The sequence below is a fragment of the Thiofilum sp. genome, from assembly GCF_016711335.1.
Lineage (GTDB): Bacteria > Pseudomonadota > Gammaproteobacteria > Thiotrichales > Thiotrichaceae > Thiofilum.
In genome coordinates, this window is record NZ_JADJTF010000001.1 from 1,591,160 (window position 1) to 1,607,403 (window position 16,244).

Consider the following 16,244-nt stretch of genomic DNA (forward strand, 5'->3'; position numbering starts at 1 on the left):
GTTTATCAAGGTATTGCCCTAGCATATGAGTTGCCTGACTAACTGACATAGAGCGTGAGGATGATAGGGAGCAACCAGCGGACAATCTGTTATCTGTCCCCAAATTGCTTGTTATTTAGCGTAAGATCATGACGGCTAGCACTTTCCTTCTATACCAGTTTCGTTAACGTCTATCCTACGGTACTTGGTCTGTTCAGCCACTTGATGTCACACTATTCCCAATACACTGCTAGCAAATATAAATTTTATCTGAGAATACTTAGCATGTTGCGTGCCAAACTCCTTACATTATTAATCTGTTGGCTGATGATCTCCGAGGGTTACACAGCACCCTTGCCTTGGGGAGATAAGCCCTATTCGCACTTCTCGGATCAAGAGCCTTTAGCCGATATGCTAACGACCCTAGCAGCTAATGAAAAAACTCCTATTGCCGTCAGTCCTCAAATCAAACAGGTGATTAGTGCACATTTCAAAGAGCGCTCAGTGAAATCTATCTTTGAGGAAGTGGCTAAAACACAAGGTTTAATTTGGTACTACGACAAAGAAACCTTATATGTGTATAAAGAAGATGAAATTAAAACGGGTTCAGTTAGCTTAAAATCACTTACCCCTACAGAGTTTATTGATGCACTAAAACGCTTAGAAATTTATGACGATAAGTTTAAATGGGAAGTGTCTGAGGTCGATAATGTCATTAAGCTAGCAGGTCCTGAGCGCCTGATTACTACGGTCATTGAAAATGCTAAATTAATGGATTCCCAAGCCTCTAAAGAAAAGCGTATTTATAAGTGGACAGATGCTAAAGGTAAGGTGAACTATAGTTCAGAGCGTCCCGTATTAGCTGATGGTAATTGGGATGTAAAAATTAATGAAAAATATCCGGGTGTAGTAGTACTGGATGTCGTTCCAGTTAAAAAGTAGTGAAAATATTAACAATTACTAAAATCACTTGAGTCTAAATTACTTATGAGTGTTCAACATACTGTGTATTTATTAAAAGTTTTAAGTGGCGCTAACGCAGGGGCTATAGTACGCTTAAAAACAGGTACATTAACTATTGGGCGCTCCATGTCTTGCGATATTATTTTGCATGATGAAAATATTGCAGAGCAACACGTTAATATCGATATTAATAATGAAGTTATTACATTAAAACCCTTAGCTTTACCTGTATTAGTAGATGGGCAGGACATTAACTCTCACGAAGTACAAATTAACCCTTATCAAATTATTACCGTAGGGGATGTGGATTTTTTCATTGCAGATCCTCGTATGTCTGAAGCAGAAGCCAAGGTTGCTAATGCACGTATGCGTAAAGAGCAATCAGCTCAGGCGCAAAAGCTCTCTAATTCAGCAAAAATGGCTAGCAGTCTTAATAGCAATGGAAAAGCTAAAACTAAAAAAGGTTTTTTAAGTAATAAAGCTTATTTGTGGTTAGGGCTATTACTCTTATTACTAGCTAATTTACTGTATTTTTTACCTAATTTAATCTCGCTTTCTGAAAAACTAGGTATTAAATCAACACCCATCGATGATACTAAGCAGTTAGTGACTAATTTAAATAATGAAACACTGAGTGTTATTGAGAAATCCCCCGGAAATATTGTCGTGACTGGATACGCTAAAAATACGGCTGAGCGTAATGATATTATTAATCAATTAATGCGTATGGGGAAAAATGTGACGCATCGTATTTGGATTAATAGTGAGCTGGCTGAGAATGCATCGATGATAGCCAATACCTTGGGCGAGAAAGGGATTCATTTTAAACCTAAGGCAGAACCGGGTGTGGTATCAGCCTTTGGTTTTGTTAGTAATAGTCAGGACTGGGAGCGGGTTAAGGCTAGTATCTTGGCTGATGTGTCAGGTATTAAGCAGATTGATGAGTCTGAACTACAAACTTTACTCAAACGTTTAGAGGCTTTGCAGCAGTTTGTCGAGAAAAATGGCCTTTCAGACCGTATTCGCGTGGCAATCAACCAAGGAAAGATTACAGTTAGTGGAGAGCTAACCAATACAGAAATTAAGCGTTGGAAGGATCTGTACTCTGAGTTTGTTGCCACTTACGGGGAAGGTCCTAGTATTGTAGAAAATTTATATGACGCTAGAGATCGTATTAAATTAGCAATACGTAGCGTTAGTGTAGGTGACGTACCTTTCTTAGTATCTAAGGATGGAAAAAAATACATGATAGGTTCAAGTCTTGGTAATAGTTATTTTATTAAAGATATTAAACCCGACCATGTGTTATTAACTAATAAGGGTGTTGATATTCCAATTTATTATGGTTTAGAGGAAAAATAACAATGCCATTACAAATAGAAGAAAATCTAAAAAAAGATGTGTCCGGTATCTATAAAAACGAGTTATTAGAGAAGTTTAACCAAGCTGCTTCTCAGGTGCGATTTGAACTCAATCAAGGTGTTGATCCGGTTGAGTATAATAAGCTGAATAAATTACTTCAGGCTATTGAAGCAAGCTCTGAGGTAGTAGAACAAGTTTGGGGACAACGTTAACCTAAATCTTGCAATTAATATTAGCATTAGCCATTAATGCTAATTTGCACAGTAGTTATACCTTTATATGGATAATTACTGGAAGTTTGGTAAATTAATAAGGAGATGATTGAATGTCTGATTTAGCTGTTTCTGGTGCTGGCGGTGCGGATCCCTATGCTGCTGCTCTAGCAGATATGAAAACCCAACAAGCCAATAGCTTAAGAAGTCAAGCGGAAATGACCAAAATGAACGCTGATTTTACTGCGCAAAGTGATATTATCGCTATGCAGTCTGCTATGAAAGATAAAATGCATAATATGATTGCACAGCAAATTCGTAGCTTAAGCCAGTAATATTTAGTTAAGAGCACTATGGCGTTTTATACGTTATAGTGCCATTATGGTAGCTAGCTATGCTTAGCTACCATAATTAAAATTCTAAGCTTTCCAATACTAGACAATAAATATTAATAATTTTGTACTGCTCAGGAAGATATTAATACTGAATAGATCTAATAAATCGTTTGGCGGCTTATGCTACATGCCTACTAAATTTTTTAGTCAAGTTTTAATACTAACTGATTATTAAGTGAATACTGCTCTAGGTAGTAGTGTTATTTCTAATCCTGAATATGAAGTAAAAAAATGCAAGCAACAACAGAATTACTGCAATTACTTTCCGAAATTGGTTATATGGCTTGTTTTAGAGGGGATGTTCAACGAGCTAAAGTTATCATGGATGGCGTGGATGCAGTGGGTCGAGAGCAAACTCCGATTAAAATGGGTTTGGCGATTACACGCATTTATTCAGGTGAATACGATATGGCTATCGATATTTTGCGTAATCAGATTTTAGTCCATGAGCCTGATCATATGAGCGCTAAGTGCTTTTTAGGAATCGCTCTTAATCAAATTGGGCAACAAGGTGAAGCTCAACAGTTATTTAGAGAAGTTTCAGCTCATGGTAATGCAGACGAACAAAGTATTGCTAATGCCTACCTCAATCAATAGTAAAGGAGTATCGCTCCATGATTGAATCCAGTGTGTTAATGAGTATTGCCCCCCTGAGTGGGGTGGGCGCACCTATGGCGCAAACCTTACCACCACCCCAATCTCAAGATGTGATGCGTTTTGAGGATGTGATGAGTGGTAAGTTGGATTTGTCCACGCTCAAAAGTAGTACCAACGATCAGGCTGTCCTACAAATGGTAGAGCCAACGACAGGTGTAGAATCAACTTCTTTTAAAGATTTGGTGATTAATAAACTATCCGATATGGATAGTTCTTATTCAACCATTTTGAATCAATTGCAAAGTCATCCTCAATTTAGTGATTATTTAACTCAAAGTGGTGCTAAGGATGGCAATTCCGTCCTGACTTATCCTGATGTAAGCTCGAGTGGAGGTGAGGCAAACGACTATCAGGCTGCCTTGCAGGACATCCAAAAGACTCAAACCGCAGCCTTAAATTACCAAAAAGATACTACGGCTTGGACATTTAATGCCCAAATGTGGACAACTACAGTTAATTTAGCCTCTGCTGTGGTCAATCAGGTCGCTCAAGGCTTTAAAACGCTATTTAGAGCAAGTGGCTGATATTAATACTCTAGGTGCTCAATGAAAATAATAAAAATAAAATCTAAAATTAGCATTAGTTTATTGCTTAGTGTTCTATTGTTAGCTGGTTGTAAAGTACAACTTCACAGCCAGCTTAATGAAATAGATGCTAATAATATGATGGCGATTTTGCTAGAAAATAATATTAGCGCTGAAAAAATTACGGATGCTAAAAACGGTACTTACACGCTTAATGTGGACGAGTCCAAAATTCCTCAAGCAGTGGCTTTATTGCGTGAGCATGGTTATCCACGCGAAAAAGTGGCCTCTATGCAAGAGTTATTTAAAAAGGATGGTTTGATTTCTTCACCTTTAGAGGAACGTGCGCGTTATATCTATGCTTTATCTCAAAGCGTGCAAGAAACATTATCCCAAATTGATGGCGTACTCGTAGCACGGGTGCATGTGGTATTACCTGAGGATGCTGTAGTCACGAACAATAATCCAGTCACTCCCTCATCAGCTTCGGTTTTTATTAAGTATCACCCTTCTTTTGAATTAGAAAGTATGAAGTCTGAAATTAAGCTGATTGTGGAAAAAAGTATTCAAGGCTTAAGTTACGATAAGGTATCTGTAGTCATGGTTCCCGCCCAACTGCCTAATACTCGTAAATAATAGCTGAATCAGTTGGTTAGCGGAGTTTGGCTATAAATATTCAGACCTTCTGGATGAGTTTTAAAAATTTTCAATAGCCAAAGATATTGTTCTGGATAAAGCGCAATTAATTGCTCTAACGCCTGATTCAAAGTAGTCGCATCACGCTCTGCATCACCACTGGGGTAAGCTTGGAGTCGTTCACTCATGGCAATCCTATAGTAACCCGATTGAGGATTAAAACCAGCCAAGGCAGCAAAACAATGTGCCTTGCTTAAGTCAGCAATACGGGCGGGTGTGGTCAGAGTTGCTTTAGTTTGACCCATGAAGGGGGCAAATACAGAGGCTTTTAGACCTAAATCTTCGTCAGGTAAGAAAATTAAGATTAATCCGGGTTTTAAGGCACGTACTAATTTTAATAAGCCAGCTTCACGGGGAATGACAAATTGCACATCTTTTAAACGGCTGCGTGCGATTAACCAATCAAAAATCGGGTTGCTTAGCGGCTTATAAGAACCATAGGCGGCATAATTTAGACCGATAGCTAAGGGTGCAAACTCAAGCCAAGTGGAGTGAGCTAACAGTAGCATGATAGGTTTATGATCAGCTAATGCCTGTTGGAAGGTAGTGGGTAGTTGTAATTGAATACGTTGAGCCAGCGTAGCGCGAGAGCGAAAAAACAGTACGCTGTAATCCAATAAGGCAGCTGCATAATGCTGTAAATGCTGGAGGGCTAATTGATGGCGCTCAACATCAGAAAGCTGTGGATAGCATAGTTTAAGATTGATCTCGACAATAGCTCGGCGCTTAGTTTGATATTTGTAAAGTAAGCGCCCTAACTGTTTCCCTAGCCACCAGCGTAACTGCCAAGGTGCATAGGCTAAAGGCAATAATAACCCTACCCCTAGCCAAGTCACCCCATAGCGTGGATGCAACCAGCGCCACTCAAATGAGGGCGCGGTAAATGAATCTTTCATGGAGTTAGCGTAACACTAACCAGCTTGGCGCTGGCAGGAGATGGCTTGCGCTTGCATTTGTAGCTCAAACCACTGTCCCGCATCGTTGACGGCTTCCGGTTGACCCTTTAAGCCAAAATCAATCACGCGACTACGCTCGGTGCTGGGTAAGCTGGAAAGGCGCACGGCGGGAAAGGTTTCTAGTAATTGCTCCATCATAGGAATGAGGTCACTTTCGAGGACATTGCTAAGCTCCCAACGTTGCTCAATGTCGGGATTAGGGGATTGGAGGTGGCGGTAATGCGTATCTAATACCCATTCAATCATTGGCCACGCCATATTGGGAAAACCGGGGACAAAGTGATGGTGTGCCACTTTAAAGCCCGGAACCTTATTAATAGGATTAGGAATGAGCGTGCAATTGTCGGGTAATTCCGCCATACGAATGCGTTGCGGATAAGCGCGTTCCCCAAATTGACGCTCAATGAGTGCGACCGCTTGTGGGTGGCGATAGAGTTTAAAACCAAAGGCTTCTGCGGCACATTGGCGCGTTAAGTCATCAGGTGTGGCTCCAATACCGCCAAAACTGAATACAATTTCATTAGTTTTTTGTGTCTCATGAAAGGTGCTTAGTAACATTTCACGCTCATCGGCTACCATCCGAACCCAAGCTAAGGTCATGCCGCGTGCTTTGAGCATAGCGATAACGCTGGCCATATGTTTATCTTGGCGTTGTCCGCTTAATAGCTCGTCCCCAATTAAGATCAGTCCTACTCGGTTGGATACTGCCTTCATTGCTTAGCCCCTAACTGTTGTGCGCGTTGGCGCGTTAAATCTGCTTGTCGTTGCCATTGGCTTTGAGCGCTTGGATCGGCTTCGGGCCAGCCTTGGGTATGTTGTTGTACCAAATCAGCCAGCATCCGAATGTGATCTTCTCGTGCGTTCAGAGCTGGAACGTAATAATACTGCTCTCCGCCTGCTTTAATAAAGTGCTCTTGATTCTCAACTTGAATTTCTTCCAGCGTTTCTAGACAGTCGGCGGCAAAGCCGGGGCAGATCACGTCAACTTTTTTAATCCCTTCGGCGGGTAGAGCTTCTAAGGTTTTATCAGTATAGGGCTGCAACCATTCCGCCTTACCAAAGCGTGATTGAAAGGTCACACGATAGTCATTAGGGCGTAAATTCAATTCTTCAGCCAGTAAGCGTGCGGTTTTGTGGCACTCACAAAAATACGGATCACCTAAGGTTAAATTACGTTTCGGGATGCCGTGAAACGACATCAATAATAATTGACCGCGTGCATGCTTATCCCAGTGTTCACGAGCACTATCCGCTAAAGCTTTGATATAGCCTGCATGATCGTGATAATGATTAATCTGACGTAATTCAGGCATCCAACGCCATGAGCCTATTTCCTTAAAAACAGCTGCAAAAGTGGTTCCGCTGGTGGTAGAGGAGTATTGCGGATAAAGCGGCAATACCACCAAGCGTTGCATACCTGCTTGGCGTAATTCTTCTAATGCTTCCTCAATCGAGGGTTGACCATAGCGCATAGCGAGGGCAACTTTAACCGTGCCGGCAAAACGTATTTCTAACTCACGTTGTAATAATTGTTGTTGTTGCTTGCCAATGCTTAATAGGGGGGAGCCTTGAGCAGTCCAGACTTGCTTATATTTCTCCGCACTCGCGGCAGGACGTTTGGGCAAAATAGCCCCGTATAAAATCGGATACCAAATGAGGCGCGGGATTTCAACCACTCTTGGGTCAGATAGGAATTGCCTTAAATAGCGCCGTACTGAGGGCGTATCGGGGGCGTCGGGTGTGCCTAAATTCACTAGCAGTACGCCAATCGCTGCGGTTTTGCCGTGAAAGTAATCAGTATCATTTTTTAATCGGCTCATGGGAGTCACGCTGGGCTGCTAAAAGTGGGTGCAGGATAAACCGAAAAGCCGCAAAAATAAATTTTGTTGCGCCGCATTGGGGTAATAAGGTTTAGCCAGACGCTTGACGCTCATAGAGTGCTCTAGCTAGATTAGCAAGCTCAGCGATAAAGAGAGCAATCATGTTACCGGATTTAGTACAAGTGACCCAATGGGTCAAGCATGTGGCACAACAGGAAATTGCTCCACGTTTTAATAAAGTTGGTTTTTCTATCAAAACCGACGGGAGTGTCGTTACCGAAGCCGATTTAGCCTGCCACCAAGCCTTAGAGCATCAGTTAGCTCAAGCCTATCCGCATATCGCTTTTTTGAGTGAGGAGATGAGTACGGCGCAACAGCAACAGTTGCTGGAGACTCATGAATGGTTGTGGGTGCTCGATCCTTTGGATGGAACCAGTAACTTTACGGCGGGAATGCCGCTATTTTGTACCTCATTAGCCTTATTACATCAGGGGCAAGTGGTGCAAGCTGTGACTTATGATGTCGTGCGGGATGAAGTTTTTAGCGCTCAATCAGGGCAGGGTGCTTATTTAAATAATACCCGTCTTAAATGTTCAAATAGTGGTTTAAGCCTAAAGCAAGCGGTAGGGATTATTGATTTTAAACGCTTGAAGCCAACCTTGCGCACTAATCTAGTCAATCACATGCCTTTTGGTTCACAACGTAACCTAGGGACGTGTGCTTTAGAGTGGGCTTGGATGGCGGCAGGGCGTGGACAAGTTTATTTACACGGTGGCATGAAACTATGGGACTTAGCGGCAGGTACTTTACTGCTCAAAGAGGCGGGGGGTATGGCTAGCACAGTAGAAGGGCAGCCTATTTCAACCGCTCAAGTAGGTTCGCAATCCACCCTTGCAGCCTCTGATCCGGCTTTATTTCCGATTTGGCAACAAGTGATTGCGGATTACTCGACTGGCGTTGTTCATGGCTAAGCGACCGATTGGGGTGTTTGATTCAGGTCTAGGAGGTTTATCGGTCTTATTAGAGATTGAGCGTCAATTGCCGCATGAGGATTTAATCTATGTGGCAGATTCGGCTCATGCGCCCTATGGAGCTAAAACGGCACACTATATTGCTGAGCGCTGTATCAAAATCAGTGATTTTTTACTCAGCCAAAATGTAAAGCTTATCGTGGTAGCATGTAATACCGCTACAGCATATGCAGTCGAAGTGTTACGCCAATATCTTGCGCTTCCCATTATAGGTTTAGAGCCAGCAGTCAAACCTGCCGCCAAATTAACTCAAAATGGCAAAATTGGAGTATTAGCTACTCGTCAAACTGCTAATAGTACACGCCTCCAACGTTTAATTGATACCTACGCTCAACAGGCTCAAGTCTTTGTACAGGCTTGCCCCGGATTAGTGGAGCATGTCGAGCAGGGTGATTTTAATAGTACTGAATTAAAACAATTATTGAGCGAGTACTTACAACCTTTGCAAGCGCAGGGTGTTGATACCTTAGTATTGGGTTGTACCCATTACCCCTTTTTGCGTGCAACCCTGAGCGAATTAACTCAAGGGCAGATGACTATCGTAGAAACCAGTCAAGCCGTGACGCGCCAAGTCGTTAATATTTTAAGCCAAGGTCATTTATTACAAAGTAATCGTACTCAGCAGCGCCAAGTGCAGTTTTATTCGAGCTTGCAGGGCGAGGGACTGAAGAAAAGTGCCCAAAGCGCAGCGCTTTTGTGGCAAAGAGAGCTAGCGCTGCTTTCTTTGCCTAATGAATACCGGTAGGGGCAAACCTATGTGTTTGCCCTACATTTTTTAAACCACCGCGAATGCTTGTTCAATATCGGCGATAATATCGTCTATATGTTCAATACCAATACTCAAGCGAATGCTTTCAGGGCGCACGCCTGCACGCAATTGCTCAGCTTCGGTCAATTGACGGTGAGTCGTTGAAGCAGGATGGCTGGCTAAGCTTTTGGCATCGCCAATATTGACTAGGCGCTTGATCATTTGCAGTTGATCATAGAATTTTACCCCTGCATCAAAGCCGCCTTTAATACCAAAGGTCAGCAGCGAGGCCGGTTTACCATTGAAGTACTTTTGCGCTAGAGCATGATAAGGATTGTCTTCTAAGCCTGCGAAACTCACCCACTCGACTTTAGGATGACTTTTTAAGTAATTAGCCACGGCTAAGCCATTCTCACAATGGCGCTCCATGCGTAAACCTAAGGTTTCCACCCCTTGCAAAATCAAGAACGCATTAAACGGTGAAAGCGCTGAGCCTGTATTGCGTAAAGGTACAGTACGGGCACGACCGATATAAGCCGCTGCACCAAACGCTTCAGTATAAACCACACCATGATAAGAGGGTTCGGGTTGATTCAATACAGGATAACGTTCTTTATTTTCCGCCCAAGGGAATTTGCCCGAATCGACAATAATGCCACCAATCGATGTTCCATGCCCCGCGATATATTTGGTCAAAGCATGTACCACAATATCCGCACCATACTCAATCGGGGTGCAGAGCATAGGAGTCGCTACCGTATTATCTACAATGACCGCTACACCGTGTTTATGAGCCATTGTTGCAATCGCTTCAATATCAGCAATATTACCCGCTGGATTACCGATAGTTTCGCAGTAGATCGCTTTGGTTTTGTCATCAATTAGTTTTTCAAGCGCTTCGGCTGAATCATTTTCCGCAAAACGCACTTGAATCCCTTGGCTGGGGAGCATGTGAGCGAATAGGGTATAAGTGCCGCCATAGAGTTGTGGCGTACTGACAATATTATCGCCTGCTTGTGCAATGGTCAGAATGGCGTAATTAATCGCCGCCATGCCTGAACTCACGGCTAAACCTGCTAAGCCACCTTCTAGAGCAGCAATGCGCTTTTCCAATACATCGTTGGTAGGATTCATAATACGGGTATAGATATTGCCCGGAACCGCTAAATTAAATAGATCTGCACCATGCTGAGCATTATCAAACTCATAGGCAACGTTTTGATAAATCGGCACAGCTACGGATTTGGTAGTAGGTTCGGTCGTGTAGCCCGCGTGAATTGATAGGGTTTCTTTTTTCATTGTCATCCTCCAGTAGTAGTGGACGCACATTAGCATAGATTTGACATGGCATGAATGCACAATGATTCATAAGTATTGGAGCACTAGCTATATCAATAAAGGGCTTGCTCTATTCTATTATATTGGAATATATTTTTAATATATTGGATTTTGAGTGAAGCTATGCCAGAAGATATTCATAGTCGAATCGCTAAGCGGATTAAAAGCTTACGTATTAAACGCCAAATGACACTCGACCAGTTAGCACAAACTACACAAGTAAGTCGTGCAATGCTTTCATTAATTGAGCGTGGAGAAAGTAGCCCGACCGCAGTGTTATTAGAAAAAGTAGCGACTGGATTGGGTGTAACTTTAGCAGCTTTGTTTGAAGATCCAGAAAGTGCATCAAATCCCCTAGTCCGTGCTGATGAGCGCACGAGTTGGTGCGATCCTGACACGCGTTATCAGCGTTGGAATCTTTCGCCTCCCAATTATCCCTCACCTTTACAGTTGGTGAAGGTGATTTTACCTAGTGGCGCACGGGTTCATTACGAAACCCAACAGCGTGAAGGTGCGGTCTATCAGCAAATTTGGGTATTACAAGGTAGCTTGAAAATTACTTTAGGTGATAACACGTATTTGCTACATAGCGACGATTGTTTTGCCATGCAGCTTAATCAAACCATGACCTATTACAACCCTAGCCAACAAGATACTCATTATTTGGTCGCTATTGCTAATCACAGTTAAGTTTCTGCGGAGGGTATAAGCTTGTTTACCATTCAATTATTGACACTGTTTGATGACAACACTATTGCTGGTTTGAGTGAAGTATTAATTGATGCAGTGGAGGGGGGCGCTTCGGTCGGTTTTGTTGAGCCTATGACGATTGCTAAAGCACAACATTATTGGCAAAAATTAAAATCCAGTGTCGAGCAGGGGGAGCGCTTAGTATGGGGGGCTTTTGATGCGGAGAATAAACTCATAGGCACTGTCACCCTTATTATGGATTTACCCGAAAATCAGCCTCATCGAGCCGATCTAGTAAAACTCCTAGTACACCGTAAGGCACGCCAGCAAGGAGTAGGGGAAGCTTTGATGAGGGCAGCAGAGCAGACTGCTTATGAAAGGGGTAAAACCTTATTAGTATTAGACACCGCAACCTATACAGCCGAGCGTTTATATCAGCGTTTACAATGGCAAAAAGTAGGTACGGTTCCCAATTATGCGTTAATGCCCGACCATTCACTGTGTGCCACCAATTTCTATTATAAAATTTTGACTAAATAACTGATTGATCAAATTAAGCTATTACTTATTATGGTAATTATAGAGCTAATTCAACATCAGATTAACGCGGTGGTAGAGCTAAGTTAGCTGGTTCAGACTATGAGTATTACCCATAGTCTGACTAAAGCAATGAATTTGTTCAGCGGTAGATTAGGGCTTAATCCAATCCTGACAACCTTGTTTCATCATGGGGAGCAATTCAAAGTGAGTCGGATACCACACCGTCATACGATAGTGACCATGAATAATGGTTTCATCAGTGCGACAAGCGCCGCCCATACCTTTATGGTCACAAGGTTGCTCAGACCATTTGCCGCCGCCACTATTACAGCCTTCGCCCACACTCTTAATCACTGCCGATAAATTCAACCCTTTCATATCCGCAAAATCTTCACACCAACCATTCTTTAATAAACAACTGCCAACGATACCCGCCCTAGTTTCCAGTTGCCCCGCCGCGCCCAATAAATCAGGCTGAGCGGTATACAACTTAGCTAGTTTGCCTGCTATCGCTTTGAGTTGCTTATCACTGATAGCTTCTGGGTCTTTAGGTTGCCAGCCTACCGCCAACAATAATTGATAAGTTTTTTGCGGATGTTGCAGCGTTAAAGCACTTCCTAGAAAACCGTCTTCAGGTTTACGCTTAGTCATAAAAGTACCTTGCCAACCCTCGATTTTCACCGGAGTAATAATAGTATTCTCTGGATTACCCGCCTCCTCGTCCTCATCCGCCTTAGCTTCTTTACCCACACCAATACTCAAATGCACCGTAGCATCTAACATGCCTGATCTATTAAAAAACGAACACGATGCGCCGGACCCTTCCGAGGCTTCGTCGTCCATCATACACACGGGTGTAGCTTTAAAAGGTTGTTGCGGCACAACCTCACGAGTTTGGTTTTGAAAAGTTGTCAGATCAATGCCCAAGACTTGAGTAGACCATAACGCTAAAGCACAACAATACGCTAATTTATAATGTTTCATAGTTGTGTACCTGCTGCATTAACCACTTCAATCACTTGTTCGGCTAGAATCTTTTGATCAGGTGCAGCTTCAAATTTAAAAACATAAGTTCCGGCTACCTTTGGCATAGTAAAGCGCATAGGCTTATAGTTTTGAACAGCATCTTCGCGCACATAACCTAGTCCCAATGGTTTACCACCTGCCTGTGGATATAACCGTACCAGCCCTTTTAAGCCTAAAGGAGCTTCAAGATTGACTTCAATCTTACTACCTATCGTTGCTTGCGCGGGGGCAACTAATTGAACTGTTGCCTCTAGCAGTTTAATAGGCACTTCAGCCACTAATTCACGCTTATCCCCTTTAGCCAAACGCACTACAAAATCACCGGTGACATTCGGCATGCGGAATTTGGCAATACTATAGCCCCCCGTTTTTTTATCTTTATATAAGTACTGGTGAGCAAGGGCGGTATTTTTCCCCAGCATAAATATTTCAATATGCATATCAGCCGTTTTAGCTATGTCGGGATCACCCTCGACTTTGACGCTAATCTCAGCCCCTTTCAGCACCTCAGTGGGTGTCACGGTCAGAATAGCTTTGGGTAACACAGGCGGTGTAGGTGGCTCTTCAACTTTTGGGCTTTCAGCTACTTTAGCCGTTTGCTCTAAGGCAGTAGTTAACTCACTTGCGTTACCAGCAACAATAAACTTGCCTCCAGTATTGTCTGCCAAGCACTTTAAGCCTTGTTGGTCTTCAGTCTTAGTCACATCAAAGCCAATGACGTGAGCAGTAAAATCAACCCCCAACTTTTCTAGCTCAGTCCCTAGGGCACAAGGGTCAAGATTACAGGTTTCCACCCCATCGCTAATTAAAATAACGGTGGCTTTTTCTTCAGTATATTTCAGCGCTTCCGCCGCCTGTTTCACCGCAGCCGATAGCGGGGTCTTACCTTTAGGTGTTAGCTTGTCGACCCATGCACCGATTTTACTAGCGTTCCCTAATTCGACAGGCAGCAAGACTTCAATATCAGTGCAATCATCTTTTTGCCTATGACCATAAGCGACTAAACCGACGGCTTGATCAGGCGGCCAATCAGCGACTAAGGTTTTGAGCGCAGCACGGGCAATATCAATTTTAGCTTTGCCTTCTATTTGCCCCCACATACTGCCCGAAGCATCTAACACCAGCATAGAGCGTTCTTCTGCTTGCACGAATGACAGAGAACAGACTAATAAACCTGCTAATAATGTTTTGTTATACATAATGATGCTCCAGAGTAAATGATCCAACCTGTTGTCACTCATTGCCTTTCAATCAAGTGTTGATTCTATTATTTGTATTAAAAACAATAGTTTATATTTATGTGTTTCACTTGGCATAGTGACTCTTAGGCTATAACTTAAATCCTACAGGGAGTGGCTAGGGGTAGGAATGGGATTAGTCAATGCATGGGATATTTTGCGTGGTTTAAAGTTTTTTAGGCATAATAACCGCCTTCTTAGCTTAAGAGCTTTACCATTATGGCAAGTAATATACTGATTCAACGTCATCCTACGGTAACGGTCAAAGTAGGGCATGTTTTAGTAGGAGGTAATGCCCCCGTAGTCGTGCAGTCTATGACCAATACTGACACGGCGGATGCATTGCGTACCGCGATTCAATGTGCTGAGTTGGCTCAAGCAGGTTCTGAATTAGTACGTATTACCGTCAATAGCCAAGCGGCGGCAGAGGCAGTACCAGAGATTCGAGAGCGCTTAGATAAAATGGGCTGTAATGTCCCGCTGATCGGTGACTTTCATTTTAATGGGCATAAGTTATTAAGCGCTGTGCCTGCTTGTGCTGAGGCTTTGGCCAAATACCGCATTAATCCGGGTAATGTGGGGCGCGGTAAAAACCGTGATGAGCAATTTGCCCAAATGATTGAGTTTGCCTGTCGTTATAATAAGCCGGTGCGTATTGGGGTGAATTGGGGGTCACTCGATCAGGAGTTACTGGCGCGTAAACTAGATGAGAACTCTAAATTGCCTAAGCCCTTAGAGCTTTACGATGTGATGCATGAGGCCTTAATCGAGTCAGCCTTAAGTAGTGCCGCTAAAGCCGAAGAGTATGGTTTGCCACACGACCATATTATTTTGTCCTGTAAATTGAGTGAGGTGCAGGGCTTAATTCGTGCTTATCGTGATATGGCTTCCCGCTGTGATTACCCACTGCATTTGGGCTTGACTGAGGCGGGTATGGGGAGTAAGGGAATTGTTGCCTCTACCGCAGCGCTGTCAGTCTTACTGCAAGAAGGGATTGGTGACACGATTCGGATCTCATTAACGCCTGAGCCGGGGGCGTCGCGTGATAAAGAAGTGATTGTCGGGCAAGAGATTTTACAAGCGCTAGGCTTACGTTCCTTTACTCCTCAAGTGGTTGCCTGTCCGGGTTGTGGGCGTACTTCGAGTGATTATTTTCAGCATCTGGCGTCACAAATTCAAACATGGCTACGTGAACAAATGCCCGTATGGAAAACGCAATATCCGGGGGTAGAGGCTATGTCAGTTGCGGTGATGGGCTGTGTGGTGAATGGTCCGGGGGAAAGTAAACACGCTAATATTGGAATAAGTTTACCGGGGAGCGGTGAAGTACCTGTCGCACCTGTCTATGAAGACGGACAAAAAACGGTAACTTTAAAAGGGGATAATATTGCCCAAGAGTTTCAGGGCTTAGTGCAGACTTATGTAGAGCGTACTTATCGTCGTCACGTAGGTTGAACGTTAGTAAGGCTTAAAAGGTAGGAAGCGACGATTTAGTTGTCAGACGAAAAAGAGCCGCTTCCTGATCCTTAGATGTTTAACAGCAATTAGTCAGCTGCTTGCCATTGACCATTAGGAGCACGGCAGGCTTTCATAGTTACATTTTCCATCCGACCATTGATAACCGCTTGAATAGTAGCAGGACGGCAGACAGTGGATTGGTTTTGATAGGTGGTTTGATACACAGGACCGGGTTTAGCGGTATAGGTATAGCCAGTGTTAGGATTTTGCCAAGTGGCTGGGCGACCTGTTGCAATGGAGTTAGCGACATTGGCCTGATCTTGTTGATCCATTTGTGCACCGATATTGCCACCAATATAGCCACCAATAATAGTACCTAAAATAGTAGCCGCTTTTTGACCATCTCCCTTGCCAAATTGATGACCAATCACGCCACCAATCACGGAGCCAGTGATAGCGCCGGTTTGGGCATTGCTAGGAGGAGGAATCATAGCTCCACCACCACAACCGACTAATACGGTAGCTGTTAAGCCCAATGCAGTGAGGATACGAATCGATAATTTCATGTAAAGACCCTTTTTTTAGTGTTAGCTATCTGGTTGTATCAGTAT

Annotated in this window: 19 protein-coding genes; 12 read left to right on the plus strand and 7 right to left on the minus strand. The window is 43.2% G+C overall.

What is annotated here, in order from left to right; genetic code table 11:
- The first annotated feature begins 264 nt into the window (after nucleotides 1–264).
- From IPL34_RS07530 to sctJ, 7 genes are all read left to right on the plus strand, one after another.
- A complete protein-coding gene (locus IPL34_RS07530; RefSeq protein ID WP_296840111.1) occupies nucleotides 265–921 on the plus strand; it encodes a hypothetical protein in 657 nt (218 codons plus the stop codon).
- A 45-nt stretch (nucleotides 922–966) separates the two neighbouring features.
- Nucleotides 967–2,304, plus strand: coding sequence for a type III secretion system inner membrane ring subunit SctD (gene sctD / locus IPL34_RS07535; protein ID WP_296840113.1), 1,338 nt, complete (start codon nucleotides 967–969; stop codon nucleotides 2,302–2,304).
- Nucleotides 2,305–2,306: 2 nt separating this feature from the next.
- Complete coding sequence (locus IPL34_RS07540; protein ID WP_296840115.1) at nucleotides 2,307–2,516, plus strand: EscE/YscE/SsaE family type III secretion system needle protein co-chaperone; 210 nt, start codon at nucleotides 2,307–2,309, stop codon at nucleotides 2,514–2,516.
- 113 nt (nucleotides 2,517–2,629) lie between these two features.
- Nucleotides 2,630–2,851: a hypothetical protein gene (locus tag IPL34_RS07545; RefSeq protein ID WP_296840117.1), complete on the plus strand. Its 222-nt coding sequence runs from the start codon at nucleotides 2,630–2,632 to the stop codon at nucleotides 2,849–2,851.
- A gap of 291 nt (nucleotides 2,852–3,142) precedes the next feature.
- Nucleotides 3,143–3,508 carry a tetratricopeptide repeat protein gene (locus IPL34_RS07550; RefSeq protein ID WP_296840119.1) on the plus strand — a complete coding sequence of 122 codons (366 nt, stop codon included), beginning with the start codon at nucleotides 3,143–3,145 and terminating at the stop codon, nucleotides 3,506–3,508.
- A 17-nt stretch (nucleotides 3,509–3,525) separates the two neighbouring features.
- Nucleotides 3,526–4,092, plus strand: a complete 567-nt coding sequence (locus IPL34_RS07555) for a hypothetical protein (RefSeq protein ID WP_296840121.1) — start codon at nucleotides 3,526–3,528, stop codon at nucleotides 4,090–4,092.
- 21 nt (nucleotides 4,093–4,113) lie between these two features.
- Nucleotides 4,114–4,728, plus strand: a complete 615-nt coding sequence (sctJ, locus tag IPL34_RS07560; protein WP_296840125.1) for a type III secretion system inner membrane ring lipoprotein SctJ — start codon at nucleotides 4,114–4,116, stop codon at nucleotides 4,726–4,728.
- 8 nt (nucleotides 4,729–4,736) lie between these two features.
- On the opposite strand, the gene IPL34_RS07565 is transcribed toward sctJ, so the two are convergent.
- The 3 genes from IPL34_RS07565 to hemH are packed head-to-tail and all read right to left on the minus strand — an operon-like array spanning nucleotide 4,737 to nucleotide 7,564.
- Nucleotides 4,737–5,684, minus strand: coding sequence for a lysophospholipid acyltransferase family protein (locus IPL34_RS07565; RefSeq protein WP_296840128.1), 948 nt, complete (start codon nucleotides 5,682–5,684; stop codon nucleotides 4,737–4,739).
- Nucleotides 5,685–5,699: 15 nt separating this feature from the next.
- Nucleotides 5,700–6,458 carry a competence/damage-inducible protein A gene (locus IPL34_RS07570; protein WP_296840130.1) on the minus strand — a complete coding sequence of 253 codons (759 nt, stop codon included), beginning with the start codon at nucleotides 6,456–6,458 and terminating at the stop codon, nucleotides 5,700–5,702.
- Entirely contained in the window at nucleotides 6,455–7,564 is a 1,110-nt protein-coding gene (gene hemH / locus IPL34_RS07575; RefSeq protein WP_296840133.1) for a ferrochelatase, read from the minus strand. The genes IPL34_RS07570 and hemH overlap by 4 nt, the downstream gene beginning before the upstream one ends.
- A 161-nt stretch (nucleotides 7,565–7,725) precedes the next feature.
- Between hemH and IPL34_RS07580 the strand changes: the two genes are divergently transcribed.
- Both IPL34_RS07580 and murI read left to right on the plus strand, forming a co-directional pair.
- Nucleotides 7,726–8,535, plus strand: coding sequence for an inositol monophosphatase (locus tag IPL34_RS07580; protein WP_296840136.1), 810 nt, complete (start codon nucleotides 7,726–7,728; stop codon nucleotides 8,533–8,535).
- Nucleotides 8,528–9,340 (plus strand): glutamate racemase, encoded by an 813-nt coding sequence (gene murI, locus IPL34_RS07585; RefSeq protein WP_296840139.1) that lies wholly within the window; start codon nucleotides 8,528–8,530, stop codon nucleotides 9,338–9,340. Before IPL34_RS07580 ends, murI begins: the two co-directional genes overlap by 8 nt.
- 30 nt (nucleotides 9,341–9,370) lie before the next feature.
- Here the strand turns inward: murI and IPL34_RS07590 are convergent, their stop codons facing one another.
- Nucleotides 9,371–10,642, minus strand: a complete 1,272-nt coding sequence (locus IPL34_RS07590; RefSeq protein ID WP_296840142.1) for an O-acetylhomoserine aminocarboxypropyltransferase/cysteine synthase family protein — start codon at nucleotides 10,640–10,642, stop codon at nucleotides 9,371–9,373.
- A 162-nt stretch (nucleotides 10,643–10,804) separates the two neighbouring features.
- On the opposite strand from IPL34_RS07590, the gene IPL34_RS07595 reads away from it, so the two are divergent.
- Both IPL34_RS07595 and IPL34_RS07600 read left to right on the plus strand, forming a co-directional pair.
- A complete protein-coding gene (locus IPL34_RS07595) occupies nucleotides 10,805–11,371 on the plus strand; it encodes an XRE family transcriptional regulator (protein ID WP_296840145.1) in 567 nt (188 codons plus the stop codon).
- 21 nt (nucleotides 11,372–11,392) lie between these two features.
- A complete protein-coding gene (locus IPL34_RS07600) occupies nucleotides 11,393–11,911 on the plus strand; it encodes an N-acetyltransferase (protein ID WP_296840147.1) in 519 nt (172 codons plus the stop codon).
- 150 nt (nucleotides 11,912–12,061) lie between these two features.
- Here IPL34_RS07600 and IPL34_RS07605 read toward each other — a convergent pair whose 3' ends face one another.
- Both IPL34_RS07605 and IPL34_RS07610 read right to left on the minus strand, forming a co-directional pair.
- The gene (locus IPL34_RS07605) at nucleotides 12,062–12,895 is read right to left on the minus strand and encodes a hypothetical protein (protein WP_296840150.1); all 834 of its coding nucleotides are present in this window, start codon (nucleotides 12,893–12,895) and stop codon (nucleotides 12,062–12,064) included.
- Nucleotides 12,892–14,136: a VWA domain-containing protein gene (locus IPL34_RS07610; RefSeq protein WP_296840152.1), complete on the minus strand. Its 1,245-nt coding sequence runs from the start codon at nucleotides 14,134–14,136 to the stop codon at nucleotides 12,892–12,894. The genes IPL34_RS07605 and IPL34_RS07610 overlap by 4 nt, the downstream gene beginning before the upstream one ends.
- A gap of 258 nt (nucleotides 14,137–14,394) precedes the next feature.
- On the opposite strand from IPL34_RS07610, the gene ispG reads away from it, so the two are divergent.
- Complete coding sequence (ispG, locus tag IPL34_RS07615) at nucleotides 14,395–15,630, plus strand: flavodoxin-dependent (E)-4-hydroxy-3-methylbut-2-enyl-diphosphate synthase (protein WP_296840154.1); 1,236 nt, start codon at nucleotides 14,395–14,397, stop codon at nucleotides 15,628–15,630.
- 89 nt (nucleotides 15,631–15,719) lie between these two features.
- Here the strand turns inward: ispG and IPL34_RS07620 are convergent, their stop codons facing one another.
- Nucleotides 15,720–16,199: a glycine zipper 2TM domain-containing protein gene (locus IPL34_RS07620; protein ID WP_296840156.1), complete on the minus strand. Its 480-nt coding sequence runs from the start codon at nucleotides 16,197–16,199 to the stop codon at nucleotides 15,720–15,722.
- Nucleotides 16,200–16,244 lie beyond the last annotated feature (45 nt).